This window comes from Breoghania sp. L-A4 (genome assembly GCF_003432385.1).
Lineage (GTDB): Bacteria > Pseudomonadota > Alphaproteobacteria > Rhizobiales > Stappiaceae > Breoghania.
This window is the reverse complement of record NZ_CP031841.1, coordinates 1229590-1246455: the sequence shown is the minus strand read 5'-3', so window position 1 is coordinate 1246455 and position 16866 is coordinate 1229590. Positions and strand designations below refer to the sequence as shown.

16 protein-coding genes are annotated in these 16866 nt (G+C 62.8%); 10 read left to right on the top strand and 6 right to left on the bottom strand.

All coding sequences use genetic code 11. The features are described 5' to 3' along the window. Positions 1-527 precede the first annotated feature (527 nt). From D1F64_RS05805 to D1F64_RS05795, 3 genes are all read left to right on the top strand, one after another. The gene (locus D1F64_RS05805; RefSeq protein WP_117411649.1) at positions 528-1523 is read left to right on the top strand and encodes an SEL1-like repeat protein; all 996 of its coding nucleotides are present in this window, start codon (positions 528-530) and stop codon (positions 1521-1523) included. Positions 1524-1837: 314 nt separating this feature from the next. Then, positions 1838-2767 (top strand): sulfite exporter TauE/SafE family protein, encoded by a 930-nt coding sequence (locus D1F64_RS05800; RefSeq protein WP_117411648.1) that lies wholly within the window; start codon positions 1838-1840, stop codon positions 2765-2767. Beyond that, the gene (locus tag D1F64_RS05795; RefSeq protein WP_205470668.1) at positions 2764-3558 is read left to right on the top strand and encodes a TIGR02186 family protein; all 795 of its coding nucleotides are present in this window, start codon (positions 2764-2766) and stop codon (positions 3556-3558) included. Before D1F64_RS05800 ends, D1F64_RS05795 begins: the two co-directional genes overlap by 4 nt. A 164-nt stretch (positions 3559-3722) precedes the next feature. On the opposite strand, the gene pdeM is transcribed toward D1F64_RS05795, so the two are convergent. Together pdeM and D1F64_RS05785 are read right to left on the bottom strand one after the other, a co-directional pair. Beyond that, complete coding sequence (gene pdeM, locus D1F64_RS05790; protein WP_117411647.1) at positions 3723-4565, bottom strand: ligase-associated DNA damage response endonuclease PdeM; 843 nt, start codon at positions 4563-4565, stop codon at positions 3723-3725. Positions 4566-4587: 22 nt separating this feature from the next. Next, positions 4588-7140 (bottom strand): ligase-associated DNA damage response DEXH box helicase, encoded by a 2553-nt coding sequence (locus D1F64_RS05785; RefSeq protein ID WP_117411646.1) that lies wholly within the window; start codon positions 7138-7140, stop codon positions 4588-4590. Between the two features lie 213 nt (positions 7141-7353). Here D1F64_RS05785 and D1F64_RS05780 point away from each other — a divergent pair, with 213 nt between their 5' ends. Beyond that, complete coding sequence (locus D1F64_RS05780) at positions 7354-7752, top strand: nuclear transport factor 2 family protein (RefSeq protein WP_205470667.1); 399 nt, start codon at positions 7354-7356, stop codon at positions 7750-7752. 140 nt (positions 7753-7892) lie between these two features. Here D1F64_RS05780 and D1F64_RS05775 read toward each other — a convergent pair whose 3' ends face one another. After that, positions 7893-8897: a hypothetical protein gene (locus D1F64_RS05775; protein ID WP_162901328.1), complete on the bottom strand. Its 1005-nt coding sequence runs from the start codon at positions 8895-8897 to the stop codon at positions 7893-7895. A 233-nt stretch (positions 8898-9130) separates the two neighbouring features. On the opposite strand from D1F64_RS05775, the gene D1F64_RS05770 reads away from it, so the two are divergent. Together D1F64_RS05770 and D1F64_RS05765 are read left to right on the top strand one after the other, a co-directional pair. Next, positions 9131-9409 (top strand): DUF6460 domain-containing protein, encoded by a 279-nt coding sequence (locus D1F64_RS05770; RefSeq protein WP_117411643.1) that lies wholly within the window; start codon positions 9131-9133, stop codon positions 9407-9409. A 105-nt stretch (positions 9410-9514) separates the two neighbouring features. Then, positions 9515-10279 carry an SDR family oxidoreductase gene (locus D1F64_RS05765; protein WP_117411642.1) on the top strand — a complete coding sequence of 255 codons (765 nt, stop codon included), beginning with the start codon at positions 9515-9517 and terminating at the stop codon, positions 10277-10279. 21 nt (positions 10280-10300) lie between these two features. On the opposite strand, the gene D1F64_RS05760 is transcribed toward D1F64_RS05765, so the two are convergent. Continuing rightward, complete coding sequence (locus D1F64_RS05760; protein WP_117411641.1) at positions 10301-10759, bottom strand: DUF4437 domain-containing protein; 459 nt, start codon at positions 10757-10759, stop codon at positions 10301-10303. 194 nt (positions 10760-10953) lie between these two features. Here D1F64_RS05760 and D1F64_RS05755 point away from each other — a divergent pair, with 194 nt between their 5' ends. Beyond that, positions 10954-11889 carry an AraC family transcriptional regulator gene (locus tag D1F64_RS05755; RefSeq protein WP_162901327.1) on the top strand — a complete coding sequence of 312 codons (936 nt, stop codon included), beginning with the start codon at positions 10954-10956 and terminating at the stop codon, positions 11887-11889. A gap of 21 nt (positions 11890-11910) precedes the next feature. On the opposite strand, the gene D1F64_RS05750 is transcribed toward D1F64_RS05755, so the two are convergent. Further along, entirely contained in the window at positions 11911-12813 is a 903-nt protein-coding gene (locus D1F64_RS05750; RefSeq protein ID WP_117411639.1) for a histone deacetylase, read from the bottom strand. Positions 12814-13045: 232 nt separating this feature from the next. On the opposite strand from D1F64_RS05750, the gene D1F64_RS23125 reads away from it, so the two are divergent. The 3 genes from D1F64_RS23125 (at position 13046) to D1F64_RS05740 (ending at position 15839) form a co-directional block, all read left to right on the top strand. Next, on the top strand, positions 13046-13957 hold the full coding sequence (locus tag D1F64_RS23125) for a hypothetical protein (protein ID WP_162901326.1): 912 nt from the start codon (positions 13046-13048) through the stop codon (positions 13955-13957). Further along, positions 13933-14349 carry a hypothetical protein gene (locus tag D1F64_RS23120; protein WP_162901325.1) on the top strand — a complete coding sequence of 139 codons (417 nt, stop codon included), beginning with the start codon at positions 13933-13935 and terminating at the stop codon, positions 14347-14349. Before D1F64_RS23125 ends, D1F64_RS23120 begins: the two co-directional genes overlap by 25 nt. Before the next feature lie 152 nt (positions 14350-14501). Then, positions 14502-15839: an MATE family efflux transporter gene (locus D1F64_RS05740; protein WP_117411637.1), complete on the top strand. Its 1338-nt coding sequence runs from the start codon at positions 14502-14504 to the stop codon at positions 15837-15839. 9 nt (positions 15840-15848) lie between these two features. On the opposite strand, the gene D1F64_RS05735 is transcribed toward D1F64_RS05740, so the two are convergent. Continuing rightward, positions 15849-16823, bottom strand: a complete 975-nt coding sequence (locus D1F64_RS05735) for a DUF4424 family protein (RefSeq protein WP_117411636.1) — start codon at positions 16821-16823, stop codon at positions 15849-15851. Positions 16824-16866 lie beyond the last annotated feature (43 nt).

Sequence of the window (16866 nt, the reverse complement as noted above, 5' to 3'; positions counted from 1 at the left end):
TCCAGAAAGGCCGACAGCGCTGAACCGGCAGAGTTCGGTGCGGAGATCGTCGACGAGGCAACCGGACTTGGCGCCGCGACGGACGACAAGCCCAAGAGTCTGCTGCGCCGGGTGCTGCGCTCCAGGCGCCCCATCGTGCTTGCCGCGGCGGCCGTCATCCTGGCGATCGGCGCGCTTAAAATGGCCACGCCGGAACGCATTGATCAGATCACGAGCCTGATCGCCAAGCCAGCCAGCATGATGTCTGCGACGACCGCTCCGCAAAAGGCGTCCCCGACCGCGATTGCGCCCACGACAGCCTCGCCCGCGGAGCCGGTGCGTGACCCCGCAGGCCCGCGAACCTCAGCGCCACCCAGCCAATCAACGGCGAGATCAGACACCACCGGAACCGTGCTGCCGGACGCCGTCGCCTCCCGGCCCGACGACCAGATCGCCTTCCAGCCGCCATTGGCGGCCCGGGTCGCTTCAAGACGACCCCGCCTTCCGTGGCGGAGAGTTTTTCTGCCGGGCCCGCCCGGCCCAGCGTGATGGCAAGCATCGCGCCGGACGCCGCGACCCGCGCATTCGCGCCGCCGCAGGTCGCCATGGCGACGGCATCGCCCAGCCTGGAAGCGACGATCGGCAGCCCACAGGATTCCTCCGAGCACGATCTGGGACTTTCCGCGCCGATGCCGGAAGAGGCGGTCGGCCCGCTGAGCCTTCGTCTTGCCGCGGCCAACGGCAATCCGCGTGCGCAATTTGAAATCGCCGCCCGCTACACCGAAGGACGCGGCGTCCTCGCCGATCAGGTCAAGGCCGCGGAATGGTACGCCCGGGCCGCGGAGGGCGGCCTGGCACCGGCCCAATACCGCCTTGGAAGCCTGTACGAAAAGGGCCGCGGCGTTAGCCGCGACACAGACAAGGCGCGCGAGTGGTACATCCGCGCAGCAGACCAGGGCAACGCCAAGGCCATGCACAATCTCGCCGTGCTCTACGCCGCGGGCGGTGTCGATGCGCCGGACTTCGCCAAGGCGACGCAATGGTTCAAGAAAGCCTCGCGTTTGGGCGTCCGCGACAGCCAGTACAATCTCGGCATCCTCTATGCGCGCGGCTTCGGCGTCGGCCAGGACATGATCGAATCCTACCGCTGGTTCACGCTGGCCGCCCAACAGGGTGACGCCGACGCCTCCGCCAAGCGTGACGAAATCGCCAAGAAAATGAGCCCGCAGGATCTCTCCGCGGCCAGACTTCTGGTCAGCACCTGGGTTGCGGAACCTGTCGCGGAGGAAACCAACACCGTGACGTTGGATCCGCAGTGGACGGGTGGCGCGGCTGTGAAACAGGCGAACGCGGTTTCGGACGAACTGGTCTTGCAGGCCCAGCTTCTCCTGGGCGAACTGGGCTTTGACACAGGCCCGGCGGACGGGATGAGCGGTCCCAAGACTCGCGATGCCGTGCGGGCTTTCCAGAAGCAATCCGGCATGCCGGTGACAGGGGTCATCGACCGCAAACTGATCCAGGTGCTGGGTGGTCGCGCCATCTGACGCAACCGGCCTTGAACGAGCGTCCCAACGGCTTGCAACATGGAAACGGCGGGCGTTGCCGGGACACGACATGCCGACGCCAACACATTGATGGCCATCGACTTTCGCATGTCGAGATGACAGTGTAACAGGCGTGTCGCTCAACGGCCTCGCATGGTGCCGCTACCGGTCGTTCGCGGCGCCGGCGCAGCCAATGCAAAGCATGTTACGTCGGGCCGTTGACACAGATGTTTGTCAGGCGCTTTATCCCGCCAGACCGCCAGTACCGAAGCGCGGAGCGCATGCTCCGCAATGCCGAGCCCCGGATAGCGCCGTTGCAGATCTACCTGCCCATCGCCGAAATGCCTGTCAACATGTTCATGGTTCTGGGCATGGGCGGCGCCGTCGGGTTCCTCTCGGGACTGTTCGGCATCGGTGGCGGGTTCCTGCTGACGCCGCTGCTGATTTTCACCGGCATTTCACCCGCCGTGGCCGTCGCCTCCGTCACGGCGCAGATCGTCGCCTCCTCATCATCCGGCGCATTGACCTACTGGCGGCGAAAATCGATCGATTTCAAGCTCGCCTCGGTGCTGCTGGTTGCGGGCATCGTCGGATCAGGGGTCGGCGTCTGGCTGTTCACCCTGCTGAGCCAGATGGGGCAGCTCGATCTCGTCATCTCGATCTCCTACGTTTCCTTTCTCGGCCTGATCGGCGGCCTGATGCTGATTGAATCGATGCGCGCCATCATGCGCGCGCGCGCTGGAACCCAACTCGCCCTTCGCAGACCGGGCCAGCACAACTGGATCCACGGGCTTCCGTTCAAGATGCGGTTTCGCCGCTCCAGGCTCTATGTCAGCGTCATTCCGATCATCGTGCTTGGGGCGACCATCGGCTTTCTCGGATCCGTGCTGGGCATCGGTGGCGGCTTCATCATGGTGCCCGCGCTGATCTATCTGCTGCGGGTTCCCACGAACGTGGTGATCGGCACCTCGCTGGTACAGATCCTTTTCACAATGGCCGCGGCCACCATTCTTCACGCGATAAACAACCAGTCGGTGGATGCCGTCCTGGCGCTGACGCTGATGATCGGCGGCGTGATGGGTGCCCAACTGGGCGCGCAAATGGGACAGAAGCTGCGCGGCGAGCAATTGCGTGCCCTGCTGGCGCTGGTGGTCCTTGCGGTCGGTGTCCGCTTCGCGGTCGATCTGGTGATCATGCCGGACGAATTGTTTTCCCTGGCCGTCCGGGCGGAGGCGCGCCAGTGACCGTCCGCAGCACGATCATGCCGTTGCTTCAGGCCGCCGCGCTCGGCGCGGGCTTCGGGTCCGCGATCCCTGCTGCCGACGCGGAAACCCTGGTAACCGCCCTCTCCGCGCCAAAAGTCAGCATCACATCGAATTTCACCGGCACGGAAATTGTCGTCTTCGGCGTGGTTGAACGCGATGCGCGCACCGTATCGCGCCCCGATCCATACGACATCGTGGTCGTGGCGACCGGCACACCCGAGGATGTGGTAACGCGGCGCAAGGAGCGGCTGTTCGGCGTCTGGGTCAACCGCAACTCCCTGACCTTCCTCGACGTGCCCTCGTTTTATTCGCTGCACGGGTCGCGGCCGCTGGAGTCGATCGCCTCCCCGGCCGTGCTCAAACGCCGGCAGATCGGCGTCGACAACCTCATCCTGCCCGCCGCCATCGGCCAGCGCGAGCAACTCGTCTTCTCGCGGTCCTATCGCGACGCCTTTATCCGCCTCAAGCTGAAAAGCGGTCTCTACACCGAGGAATCCGGCAAAGTGGAGTTCCTGAGCGATGCGCTCTTCAGGACCACGATTCCCCTTCCGGCCAATGTGCCCGACGGCGCGTACACGGTGACAATTCATCTGTTTCGCGGCGGCGCGCTGCTTGCAAGCCAGGAGCAGGAACTGACCATCGCCAAGAGCGGCTTCGAGCAGATCACCTACACGCTGGCGCACAGCCAGTCGCTGCTCTACGGCATCGGCTGTGTGCTGATCGCCATGTTCACAGGATGGCTCGCGGGCGTCGTGTTCCGCCGCGACTGACACCGCCGGGCGAGCCCGGGCCGCTGCGCATCTCCGGTCAGGAAACGGCGCGGCTCAAGAAGCCAGTCTTGTCCTGAAATGCAGCCGCACTCCCCACGCGAAAATCCGCGCGGCCTCGCGCCCCGGAAGCCCGATCGTGCCGTACTGCGGTCGGGTATGGCTGCTCAGTCGCCACGCAGCTTGCGGGCCGCAATCGGATACAGGCGATCATCGCCCAGCAGATAGGCCGTGAAACCATCGTCGGCGAAAAGCCCGCTCCACGCATCATCGAGAACGTTCAATCCCCCGGTCAGGGATCCAAACGCCGGCAGCACCAGCCGGGCGCCGTCGGATGCGAAACACGGACGGCGGACCGAGCGCCCGTGGCGGCGGATCCGTCCGAAGGGGTGCAAATGGCCCGCGACCTCGCCCATCACAAGCTCGGCGCTCGGCTCGTGCCGGAAGGTCAGCGAGCGAATTGTCAGCGTATGCGCGTGATCGCCGAACACGCCATTGCTCGCCTTCGGATCATGGTTGCCGGTCATCCAGATCCACTCGCGGCCAAGCTGCAGCATGGCAAGCTGGACCTGCTGATTGATCGGCATGCGCGCGGCGCCCTCCTCGTCATGGAAGCTGTCGCCAAGCGCAATGACCCGGGCGGGATCGAACGTGTCGACAAGATCCGCCAGTCTGTCCAGCGTCACCGCCGTGTCATAGGGCGGCAGAAACACGCCGTGCCTGGCGAACGACGAGCCTTTCTCGAAGTGCAGATCGGCGACAACAAGCGTGCGCTCCGCCTCCCACCACAGCGTGCCCGAGGAGTGCAGGCCGAGATCCTCGCCGGCGACGGAAACGCCCAGCAGTTCTCCCTTGCGCCTGGCACTGCCGCGCCGCGGGAAAATGCGGTTGGGATCAATATGCGTCGGTTCAACCGAGAATGCGGGGAAAGGGTCGGTGGACGGCTGCTGGCTCGCGCCGGTTTCGCCATCAGAGGGCAAATCGACAGCCCGTGCCGCGGCTGATTGCATCTTTCCAAGCCTGAACACGCTGCTACCACTCCATTGCCTCGCGAACGAGGTCATCGACGGATTCGGCGAGAAGCGCTTCCTGCGCTTCACCGAAAATGGGCTCACGACCGATTTCCAACATCACCGGCACCGCGAGAGGAGATACGCAACTCAGCGGAGTATGAGTGATTCGCCCGCGAATGCGACGAAGAAAATCGTTCAGGCGTGCAATGTCCAGCAACCCGGAGGCGGCATCCGCCCAAGTTGCGCGCAACAGGATATGGTCGGGCTCATGGGCGCGCAGCACGTCGTAGATCAGATCGGCGGAAATCGTCACCTGCCGGCCGGACTTCTCGGCTCCCGGAAACCGCCGCTCGATCAATCCTCCGATGATCGCGCAATTGCGGAAACTGCGCTTCATAAGATTGGATTCCGCGAGCCATGCGTCGAGATCGTCCCCCAGCATGTCCTCGTCGAACAATGCATCCAGCGAAAGCCGGCCGCTGCCGATCTGCAGACCGAGATCCGACAGTCCCCACACGGCCAGCGCATAGTCGCTGGCGACGAACCCCATCGGCTTCGCGCCGGCGCGTTCCAGCCGGCGGGTGAGCAGCATGCCGAGTGTCTGATGCGCCAGCCGTCCTTCGAAGGGATAGCAGACGAGATAGTGTTTGTTGGCGCGCGGATAGGTCTCCACCAACAAGCCGTCGCTGCCGGGAAGTGTGGATTTCTCACGCTGCACCTCCAGCCACTCGCGCACCTGATCGGGAAGTTCCGTCCAGCGCTCGGGCTGCGCGATCGTCTCGCGGACGCGCGCCGCGAGATAGGTCGACAGGGGAAACTTTCCGCCCTGATAGGACGGGATCTTCGGCGCCTCCGCATGCGCGCGCGACACGAAGACCTCGTTTTCCTTCAAGGCCTCGAACCGCAAGATCTCGCCTGCGAAAATAAACGTGTCGCCGGGCGCCAATTGCTCGATGAACCACTCCTCGATGTCGCCCAGCTTACGCCCGCCACGGCCAACCGGCGTGCGCCGTCCTTGCGCGGCCGAGCGCACCAGCCGCACCTTGAGCATGGGCGCTTCCACGATGGTGCCCACGTTGAGCCGGTAACTTTGCGCAAAGCGTGGATGAGCAATGCGCCACAGCCCTTCGGGCGTGCGCTTCAGTCTTGCGTACCGGTCATAGCTCTTCAGCGCATAGCCGCCGGTTGCGGCGAAATCGAGCACGCGGTCGAACGTCTCGCGGTCCAGCGCGCGATAGCTTTCGGTGGAGACCACCTCGCCAAACAGCGCGTCCGCGTCGAAGGGTTCCGCGCAGGCCGAACCCAGAACATGCTGCGCCAGAACATCCAGCCCGCCCGCGCGAAGCGCCGGCGTATCCTGCGCGCCGTCGCGCGAGGCCTCGAGCGCAGCCCGGCATTCGAGCACCTCGAACCGGTTGGCCGGCACCAGCAACGCCTTGGAGGGTTCATCCATGCGGTGGTTGGCGCGGCCGATCCGTTGCGCCAGACGGCTCGCTCCCTTGGGCGCGCCGACGTTGATGACGAGATCGATGTCGCCCCAGTCAACGCCCAGGTCCAGCGAGGACGTGCAGACAACGGCGCGCAAGGCGCCCGCCGTCATCGCCGCCTCGACCTTGCGCCTCTGGCCGGCGTCAAGCGATCCGTGATGCAATGCAATGGGCAGATTGGCGTCGTTGATCCGCCACAGATCCTGAAACAGTCTCTCCGCCTGCGAGCGCGTGTTGACGAAGACAAGCGTGGTGCGGTGCGCCTGCAGCGCCGCATAGATGTCACCCAGCGCATAGGCGGCCGAATGCCCCGCCCAGGGAATGCGTTCCTCAGAGTCCAGAATGGAAATGTCGGGCGCGGCTCCGCCCGTCACCGTGACGAGATCCGCCAGTTGGCGATCCCCGCCCTGCTGACGAACCAGATAGGCGCGCAGATCGTCCGGCTCAGCCACCGTCGCGGACAGGCCGATGGTCCGCATGCGCGGCGCGAAGCGGCGCAGCCGCGCCAGGCCCAATGCGAGCAGATCACCGCGCTTGGAGGTGACCAGCGCATGCAGCTCATCGAGAACGACCGTCTCCAGGTCTTCGAAAAACCGCGCAGCCCCCTTGGCCGCGATCAGCAGGGCAAGCTGTTCGGGCGTGGTCAGCAGGATATCCGGCGGCGCGATCTTCTGGCGCTGGCGCTTGTGGCCCGGCGTGTCGCCGGTGCGCGTCTCCACCATCACATTGAGATCCATTTCCGCGACCGGAGTCTCCAGGTTGCGGGCGATATCGACGGCCAGCGCCTTCAGCGGCGAGATGTAAAGCGTGTGGACGCCGCGGCGCACGGGCTCGCCGGGCCGGCGTTTGCCGCGCCCGCTGAGCGCCGTCAGGCTGGGCAGGAATCCCGCAAGCGTCTTGCCGGCCCCCGTGGGCGCGATCAGCAAGACGGAACGTCCGTCACGGGCCTTGCGCAGCAGTTCAATCTGATGCGGACGCGGCGACCATCCGCGCGCGGCAAACCATTCCGCGAACCGGGGCGGCAACACATCCGTCTCTGCCCCGGCTGCGGGAGCAACCGGCGGGATCGGTGTTTCAACATCCATCACCGCACGCTAAGCCCCTTGTTGGGGAAATAAAATGGCGAAGCCGACGCCCAGGCGCTGTCCGCCTGGTGCCGGGTTTGTGGACGCGGCATCGTCCCGACCAGAAAACGTTTCCGATTTGCCCGCGTTTGATTCAAGCTGGCGGCCAACGGACAAAACCCGATGCGCGCGCCCTTCGTGCAGACACGGTCGGGACCGAGTGAAAAGCACTTTATGACAACAAACACCGATGAAATCGCGATCCGCGACCTTTTCGACACCTATGCTGCGGCCTTCGACGATTTTGATGCCGAGGCCATCGCCGGGCTGTTCGCCTATCCCACGGTCATCTGGCAATTCGACCGCGGCAACATGTTCGACACCGACGAGGATCTGATCGAGAACATCGAGGCTCTCCTGGCCGTTCTCGATTCAGAGGGCGTGGTGCACTCGGAATATGTCGTGGAGTCGCTCTCGATCTCCGGGCCGACCGCGCTGGTCGCTGTGTCCTGGGCGCAGGAACGCTCCAACGGCGACGTGGCGCTGGCCTTCACATGTCACTATCATCTGGTCAACATCGACGAAGAATGGACTATCGCCTCGATCTTCAACGTCAACGCACCGGAGACCTGAAGCCCGTCCTGCGCGTCACGCCGCCGCCAGCGCGTCCGCCTCGTTCAGAACCGCGCCAACATCCATGTGATACGGCAATTCCCGGTTGAGATGATGCCACGCGCCCTCAACCGGGATATGCGGCGTCCCGCGGCGCGAGTTCAGACCGCCGAACCAGTCGATGCTGCCCAGGAACTGGGCCGTGTTGTTGAAACCCCGGGGAACTCGACGACGGCGCCGGTGGTGATGAGCTGAATCGCGCCGGCCGCCTCGCGCCGCTCTGGGAGATCGAGAAGCGCCAGGGCCTCCATCGCAAAGGCAATGCTCAGGCATCCCTTGCTGTGGCCGAGGATCGTCTTGATGGTCCGCTCTTCATCCAGCAGCAATTGCAGCAGCGCGTCAGAATCCGGGCTCGAGGCAATCCTGCGCGCCGCCCTTTCGGCCTTGACCTCGCTGCGGACCTCCTGCCGCTCCAGCAGCCGCTGGGCCGTCTGCGCATTGGCAGACGTCGCGGTGTTGAACAGACTGAGCAGGCTGTTGGCCGCTCCGAGCACAAACCAGCCGCCCAGCGCCTCGCCCAACAGATCGGCCGCGCCATAGCCCGCAATGATGGCCCCGACCGGCTCGCCGTAGTGATCCGCGAGATTGCGCGCGAGCGCCGCCGCGCCGACATCGGAGCTGCCGACACCGGCAATCGAGAAACGCGACAGCAGTTTGCCGGGAGCGGCCCGGAGAGCGGAGTAATCCTCGTATTTGACGATCCCGGTGCTGTCGTCATTGCCGCGCGGCCGCACGACCAGAATCGAGCCTTCGATGTTGGTCTCGCGCACCAGCAGATCGAACTCGGGCGTGGTCAAAGACCCCACGTCGTAAAACAGCCAGTCCAGCGCCGTGTTGCGCTGCTTGGCCGCCATCGACAAGGGCAGCGTCACCGCAGCAACCGCTTGTGGCATCGTCTCCGGCACACCGACAGCGGCGGGTGCCATTGCGAGCGCCTTGGTCTTGAGTGGGTTCACCGGCGCGGTGGAGTATGGAACGGGAGTCTTCAACTGCGATTTCGGCATCGCGTGCACACCTTCTGCTGCACCCTGGCGCAACGACCGCGCAGGAAAATCAATCGAGAATGAAAAAAGATCAGCCAAGCGACAATGATCAAATCCTAGCATGCGGCAGCGCACAAATCATGCTTGAACTAGCGGCAAATTGACCGGAAATAGCGCAATGCCATCGAGAAATACCAATGTGAACGCCCCCGCAACGCATCACGCGCGGGCGAACTGCCGAAATAGCTGGCGCAATGGGGGACAGGCTCCCTATCTATAGAGCACACAACTTTTGAAAACGATGCGGCCGCAACGTGCCGCCGGCCGCCCTGCTCCACTGAAACGGAAGACAACAGATGCGCCAGGATACCCTTTATCGCTTTTTCGGCGGCTCGCCCGGCCGGGTCCTGCTGCGGCTTGTGTTTATTTCCTTTGTCGTCGGCATCATCCTGTCGGCCATCGACCTGAATCCGCTGGAGCTCATCAACTGGGCGCGAGACATCGTTGTGCGCATCTGGAACATGGGATTTGAGGCCATCGAGCGCGTCGGCGGCTATTTCCTCCTGGGCGCCATCATCGTGTTTCCGCTGTGGCTGCTGTCGCGTTTCCTCAAGATGGGCCGCGGTGAGCAGTAGCCGAAACGGGCCCTCAGGCGATTTCCTTGCGATCGCATGAAACGGGTCGCCGCTCGTGCGTCCCTCCGTCACGCTTGCGTCATTCCACAACGGAGAAGGCGCGACATGACACGACTGAATGGAAAGAGCATCATCATCACGGGCGCCAGCAGCGGCATCGGTCATGCGGCCGCGCTGCTGTTTGCGGAAAATGGCGGACGGCTTGTGCTCGGAGCACGCCGACAGGCGGAACTCGACGCCTTGGTGGCCGAGATTCGCCGCAAGGACGGCACGGCGATCGCCCTGGCCGGCGACGTTCGCGATGAAACCTATGCCAAAGCCCTGGTCGACCTCGCCCAACAGACCTACGGCGGACTGGACGCGGCGTTCAACAACGCAGGAACGCTGGGTGAAATGGGCGCGGCCCCCGATCTGACGCTTGAAGGCTGGGAGGATACGCTGCGCACCAACCTGACCAGCGCCTTCCTCGCCGCCCACTGCCAGATCCCGGCGCTTCTCAAGGAAGGTGGCGGCGCACTGCTGTTCACGTCGTCATTCGTCGGCAGCACCGTTGGCTTTCCCGGCATGGCCGCTTATGCCGCCAGCAAGGCCGGGATCGCAGGTCTGGCCATGACTCTGGCGGCCGAATTCGGCCCCCAGGGCATCCGGGTCAACACGCTGCTTCCCGGCGGTACCGACACGGACATGGGACGCGTTGTCGCCAACACGCCGGAGACACAGGCGTTCGTGCAGGGTCTGCACGCCCTGAAGCGCACCGCGCAGCCGGCCGAGATTGCCCAGGCGGCGCTGTTTCTGCTGTCCGACGACGCCAGCTTTGTGACTGGTCAGCAGATTCTGGCCGACGGCGGCGTGTCGATCACGCGTACGTGAGACGACAACGGCACGAGATCGCTACCCCGGAACAATCGGCTGAATTGGCGTCTCCTGCGCTTCCATGAGGCCCTTGAAATCGTGCAGTCCCAGGGTGGCGATCGTGTTGAAATCGCCGTCGAGCAACTCGTAGATCATCCCGTCGGTACCGCGATTGCTGAAATACACAATCGCATCGACGTCGCCGCCGCCTTCCGTGTGCGCAACGCCGCCGGCCGGGCGCGCAACATAACTCCCGACGGGGCGCGTCTCCATCAGGTCGCCGTTTGCGGCATAGATGCGCAATTCGCCCTGGATGACGAACGTCCGGTAGTCCGCGTGGTGATTGTGCAATATGACCCGCTGATTGGCGTCGAACTTGAACAACACGTCGACGATCTTCGCGTCAACGTCGACACTCAGCACATGGTAGGACGCGTGATCGACGCCCTCCAGTTGGTACCAGCGAATATTGCTGTCATCGAAACCCAGCTTCGTCATTACGACCCTCCCGCTTCTCATTTTCTTGAATTATGTTACGCTTCGAAGGTCTCGACTTGCCATTTGGCGCCAAATTTATGCAATTTCATTGATACGAAAGTACTATAGTGGGGCGGGAAAAGGGTTTTACGCGAGCCAGCGCGCTCGGACCGATCGCCGATCTTGTTGAACACCACGGCGGGAAGATCAGGCGCGTGTTCGACCGGGTCGACCTACCCGTGGGCATCCTCGATACACCCGACCTTCCGTTGCCCCTGTCCGAACAATTCAAGGTACTGCAAAGCGCGGGCCGCGAGACCGGCGATCCCTACTTCGGCGCCCGCCTCGGGCGACTGGTGCGCATCGAAAATCTCAGCGCCTTCGGCAAGTGGGTCAGCGAGGCGCCGACGGCCGCCGCCGCGATCGACCGCTCCAACCGCGGCCTGAACCGCTATTTGCAGACCGGAACGAACCTGCTGCTGGAAACAGACGGCGACCGGGCCCGCTGGTCGATCGAGTTCCTGGATCCGGGGTTCGAAGGCCGCTTTCAGAACGAGCTGCTTGGCGTCAGCTACCTCATCGATGTGGTCCGCTGCTTCCTCGGGCGCACGTGGACGCCGGATCTGGTGCGGGTGACCGGCACCCGTCACGGCCAGGCGGCCGTCCTGGAACATATCTTCGAGGCCCCGGTGCTTGCGGGGAGCCGTGTGCCCACGATTGAATTCCCCGCGAGACTGCTGGGCACGCACAAGGCCGCATCATGGGCTCTGCCGCACGACGACCAGTCTTTCTCATGCGAGGAACGGCAAATCCCGAACACCGCCGACCCCTCCAGCGAGGTGTCAGCCATGATCTCGATCGCCATGCTCAACAGCTATCCCCGGATCGACTGGGTCGCCCGAAAACTCGGACTGACGCGCCGGACCCTGCAACGGCGGCTCGGCACGCACGGAACGACGTTTTCCCGGTTGCTTGACGAGCAGCTGCAGGAGAAGGCGGCCCGGATGCTTCAGGATCGCGACCGGCAGATCACCGACATCGCCTTGGAGCTGGGCTACAGCGAACTGGCCCATTTCAGCCGGGCGTTCGCGAAATGGTCCGGCGTATCGCCGGCGCTGTACCGGAAACTGGACGCGCGCACGGACGCATGAGCTCCGCCCGGTCGCCTCGCGTCAGACGAATTCCGCCGCCACGCGATGCAACGTCGCGTGACGGCGGGCCAACAGGTCGACATCGTTCGAATAACCGCCGCCAAGGACGCCCGCGAGCGCAATGCCGCGCTCGCGCACCGCGCCGATAACGGTGCGGTCGCGTTCGGTCAGGCCTTCATCGCTCAGGGCCAGACGGCCCAGTCTGTCATCCGCGTGTGGGTCGACTCCGGCATTGAAGAACACGATATCGGGCGCCGCGGCCTCGATGATCACCGGCAGGGCCAGGCGCAGGATTTCCATATAACCTGCGTCCTGCGTGGCATCAGGTAATGCAATGTCGCGGCTCGATGGGTGCTTGCGGACCGGATAGTTCTTCTCGGCGTGCATGGAGAAGGTGAAGACGCTGTCGTCGCCGGCAAAGATCTCCGCCGTCCCGTCGCCCTGGTGCACGTCGAGATCGATGACCAGCGCCCGCTCGATCTCGCCGCATGCCTGCAACTGGCGGATCGCCACCGCCACATCGTTGAAGACGCAGAACCCCGCCCCTTGCGCCCGCCGGGCGTGATGGCTGCCACCGGCGGTGTTGCAGGCAATCCCGTGCTGGAGCGCCAATTGTCCGGCAAGCACCGATCCCGCACAGGCGCTGCGGGCGCGCAACGACACCTGATCGGTGACCGGCAAGCCGATCTCACGCGATATTCGCGGATCGACCGCCGCGGCGAACACCTGCCGCACATAGCCGGGCTCATGCACGGCAGCAATCCACTCGGCAGGCGCGGGCACCGGCACATGAAAGGTACCCGGAGCGGCCAGCCCCTCCTCCATGAGGACCTGCGCGAGACGGCGGAACTTGCCCATGGGAAAGCGATGGCCGCCAGGCAGCTCCGCGTGAAAATCCGGGGAATGAACAATTGGCAGCGCCATCGGACCATCCTGCCCGAACGCCCGCGAGACGCAAGCGGAGCCGCACGCTGTGAAAACGTTTTGAGCGGTCGCGCCGGGACACCAATGCAAAGTAATTGATGGCGTGCATCTGCGGATGCGGTTAAGGAAGTGCCATGCGCATTTCGAATACTCGCACATGAGCGCTTATTTGAGAAGCGAGAGTCGGGCTCTATGACTCCGATCAATCCACTAGTGTATGGCGAAGCTATCAATGATTTGGACCGCAAAAATTCTACTAATGGCGCGACTGAACTTCAGAAATATTATCTTTATATTGGTGCTAGTTCCTGTTTGTTCTTTCGCGCAGACGCCGCAGCAGCATCGAGAATTACTCGAATCACTCGACCTGAGTGACCGAGATCCAAAACTGTCAGCTAGAATCGTTTGGGATCAGAAACAGCTAATTCAGAACTGCCAAAAAAACTTTGAGCAAGGTGATTGCAATGATATTACTTATCAGTTCATTCAGGGGCCTTATTTGCGGAATGGCAGGAAATATAAAGTAGATATTAGTTTTCTTCCTAATCCGCTTGTAAATATACTTTCTTCTGCGTCAATAGAAAATCGTTACAAAAGCAAAAAATTAAACTGTGATGATGAAACCCTAACAAATTTGGCGGAGTGGGCGGAACAAATATTTGTTAAAAATGAAACAAATGGGTTGCTGATAACGTATTTGTCGCCGAGTGATTCTTGGTTTTACTGTTTCCATATAGATGTGAGATCCAGGGTCTTCGACGAGGATCGTGGCGGGATTCGTCTTGAGCATCGAGTTTTCTGGATCTGGCGGCGAGGAAAAATTATCGGCGAAGTGGCGTGCAGCACGCTATACTCCAGAAATTTTTCCATACAAATATTCCCTCAGTGCACGATGGAATTACACTTCGCAAACGGCAACTATCAAATGTCTATTGGGCCATTTCCTGCGATCAATATTCGTTGGATGCTGGGCAATCTTTCCACGCTCACGCGCCGTTTCTGGGAGCGCACTGGTCTCGATGTCGAGGCATTTATGATCGAACGAGATCAATTTTATGGCGCCGCGGTCATCAATGACGATGCGGCGATGGCCGTATCACTGATTGAGGAAGAAACAAAATGGCCGTTATCGCTCAAGAAGTGATAAATCAAGCACGACATTTAAACAGCATTGGAAATTACGTTGAGGCCTACCGGGCTCTTGGTCGCGCGGGCGATAATTATGCTTTTGCCGCCGCAAATATTATTGATGATATCAATGATGTTTATCAGGGAACAGTGAAAAGGCTATGGGAGACCGTTCGGCCTGGCAGTGTTGAGAAGTATTGGAGCTCTGTCGCTGGGCAACATCAGTTAAACTGTATTAGGTCCATTCCCATAAAATTGGACCGACTGGCACGCAAACGGCAATATGCGCCTGGGAAAGACCTGCGGAGCGATGCTGCCGCATTGGTCAAAGGTCCTCACGACGACGCTTGCCGCCGTTTGCGCGCCCGGCGGATCAGGCAATCCATCAACGCCGCTGCAAACCTATAAAGGCCAACGGGGGTTTCCGCAGGTTCGCGCCTTGTATCCGAACCACCCCGTGACGAACGGTGCGTTCCGTTTTATGGATCTGGACACTAGACTTCAACCGCATTGACCGGCTGTTGATTCCTGCAGCGCTTCACTCTCTCCGAGACATCTTGATGACCGAACGCCGCCGCGCCGTGCGCGCTTTTGACGTGAGCAACCGCGACGTGCTGGCGCTGGCCATCCCGATGACGCTCGCCTATCTGTCGACGCCGATCCTCGGCGTGGTCGACACCGCCGTGATCGGGCAGCTCGGCTCGGCCGCGCTGGTCGGCGGCATCGCGGTCGGCGGCATTCTCTTCGATCTCGTCTTCACCACCTTCAATTTCCTGCGCTCGGGCACCACGGGGCTGACGGCACAGGCGTATGGCAGCGGAGAGACCCGGGAGATCAAGGCGGGCCTCTTGCGCGCGCTGATCATCGCCGGCGTGCTCGGCCTCGCCACCATCGCGCTGCAGATCCCGATGATCGAGGTCGGCCTGAGGCTTCTGGGCGGCAGCGATGCCGTGCAGGAGGCGACGCGCAGCTATTTCGGCATCCGCATCTATTCGGCGCCCTTCACGCTGGCCAATTACGCCATTCTCGGCTGGCTGCTGGGTCAGGGACGCGCCAAGACGGGACTGCTGATCCAGACGTGGCTCAACGGCATCAACATCGTGCTCAGCATCGTCTTCGTCATGGGGCTGAGCTGGGGCGTGGCCGGTGTGGCGCTGGCAACGGTGATCAGCGAGATCGCAACGGTGGCCTTCGGCGGGCTGTTCGTCTGGCACACGTTCGCCAAGGGTCCGATGCCCTCACGCGCCAGGGTGTTCAACCGCACACGGATCCTCAAGATGGTGGCGGTCAACCGCGACATCATGATCCGCTCCTTCTCGCTGCTCTTCGCCTTCGCCTTCTTCACGGCGCGCGGCGCGGCGCAGGGCGACGTGGTGCTGGCGGCCAACGCCATCCTGGAGAAATTCTTCATCGTTGGCGGCTATTTCCTCGACGGCTTCGCCACCGCAGCCGAAACCATCGTCGGGCGCGCCATCGGCGGGCGCCACCGCCCCGCCTTTGATCGCGCCGTGAAGCTGACCGTACTGTGGGGCTTCGTCCTGGCCGGAGCTGCGGCGGTGGTGTTCTGGTACGGCGGACCGTGGCTGATCGATCTCATGACCACCCATGAGGGCACCCGTGAGACCGCCCGCGTCTATCTCGTCTGGGCGGCGCTGACGCCGCTTGCCGGCGTGCTGGCCTTCGAGATGGACGGCGTGTTCATCGGCGCGACCTGGTCGCGCGACATGCGCAACATGATGCTGCTGTCGCTCGTCGCCTATCTGGCAACCTATGCCGTGGCCTTCCCGCTTTGGGGAAACCACGGCCTATGGCTGTCGCTGGAAGTACTGCTCGGCATCCGCGGCCTGTCGCTCGCCTTCATGAGCCGCGTGCGGGCCCGCGAGGTCTTCGCCGCCTGATAGGCTGTGTCAGTCGCCGATGGTGGTGTTCATGATCGCGAACAGGATGTCTTCGCGCGGCGTGTAATCGAAGGCTTCGAATTCGAAGCGCGTGGGCGCGGTCTTCTTCAGGTCCCCCTTGAAGCACAAGGTAATGAGGTTCTTCGGGTGGCCCTTGTCGAGGGTCAGGTGAAAGCGGCCGATCGGGCCGGCCCAATTGGCGCCGGGTTTCAGCGCATAGCCGACCTCGCTGATCAGCCGGTATTCCTGCTTGCGCCCCGCCACCCGGTTCAGGCTGCGCCATTCGCCGGCGGACGCGCAGTAGCGCGCGCGGTACCAGCTCTCGAAATTGTCCACCTCCGGCGTGAAGAAGAAGCTGCCCGCCACCGGCTTGTAGCTGTGCGAGACCTCGACCGTGCGTCGGGCCGGAAAGATCGCTTCCCAGACGAAGGAGATCCGCGTCGTCCAGTCAGGCCGGCCATCCGCCGACAGCAGCCCGAGTTCCGCAAGGCGGGCCATGCGCGCTTCGGCCTCCGGTGTGCCGGTCTCGATGTCGTCGCCCCAGGCGGAGGAATAGGGCGCCAGCGGAAAGCCTTCGCGCCGGAAAATGTCGGTGATCGGCCGTCCGTCGGCGCCTATGATCTCGACGATCTCGCGCGTCACCACCGGCCGGCCGTCGATGCTGGTGGCGAAATTGATGAAGCGGGTGCTCTCGGCCTGCTCCGGCCAGGTGCCGTAGACGTTGCGCGCGTCGACATCGGGCAGCGGAAACGCCATTTGCACGGTCACGTCGCGATCGGTGATGTTTTCGAAGACGTAGTCGACGTCGATCCGCTCGGCGGAGACATAGAGGCCCTCGCTGGCGATGCGCACCGCATCTGTCGTCCCCAGCACGACGCCACCTGCAACGATGCTGGCGGAGCTGTCGTTGGCCAGCGCCGGCAGGACAGACACAAGTCCCGCAGCCACAATGATTGCCGAACTGGCGGCGCGCAAATCGATCATTCCTGCTTGCTCCTCAGGTCACGTGATTGAGGTTCCAGACCTA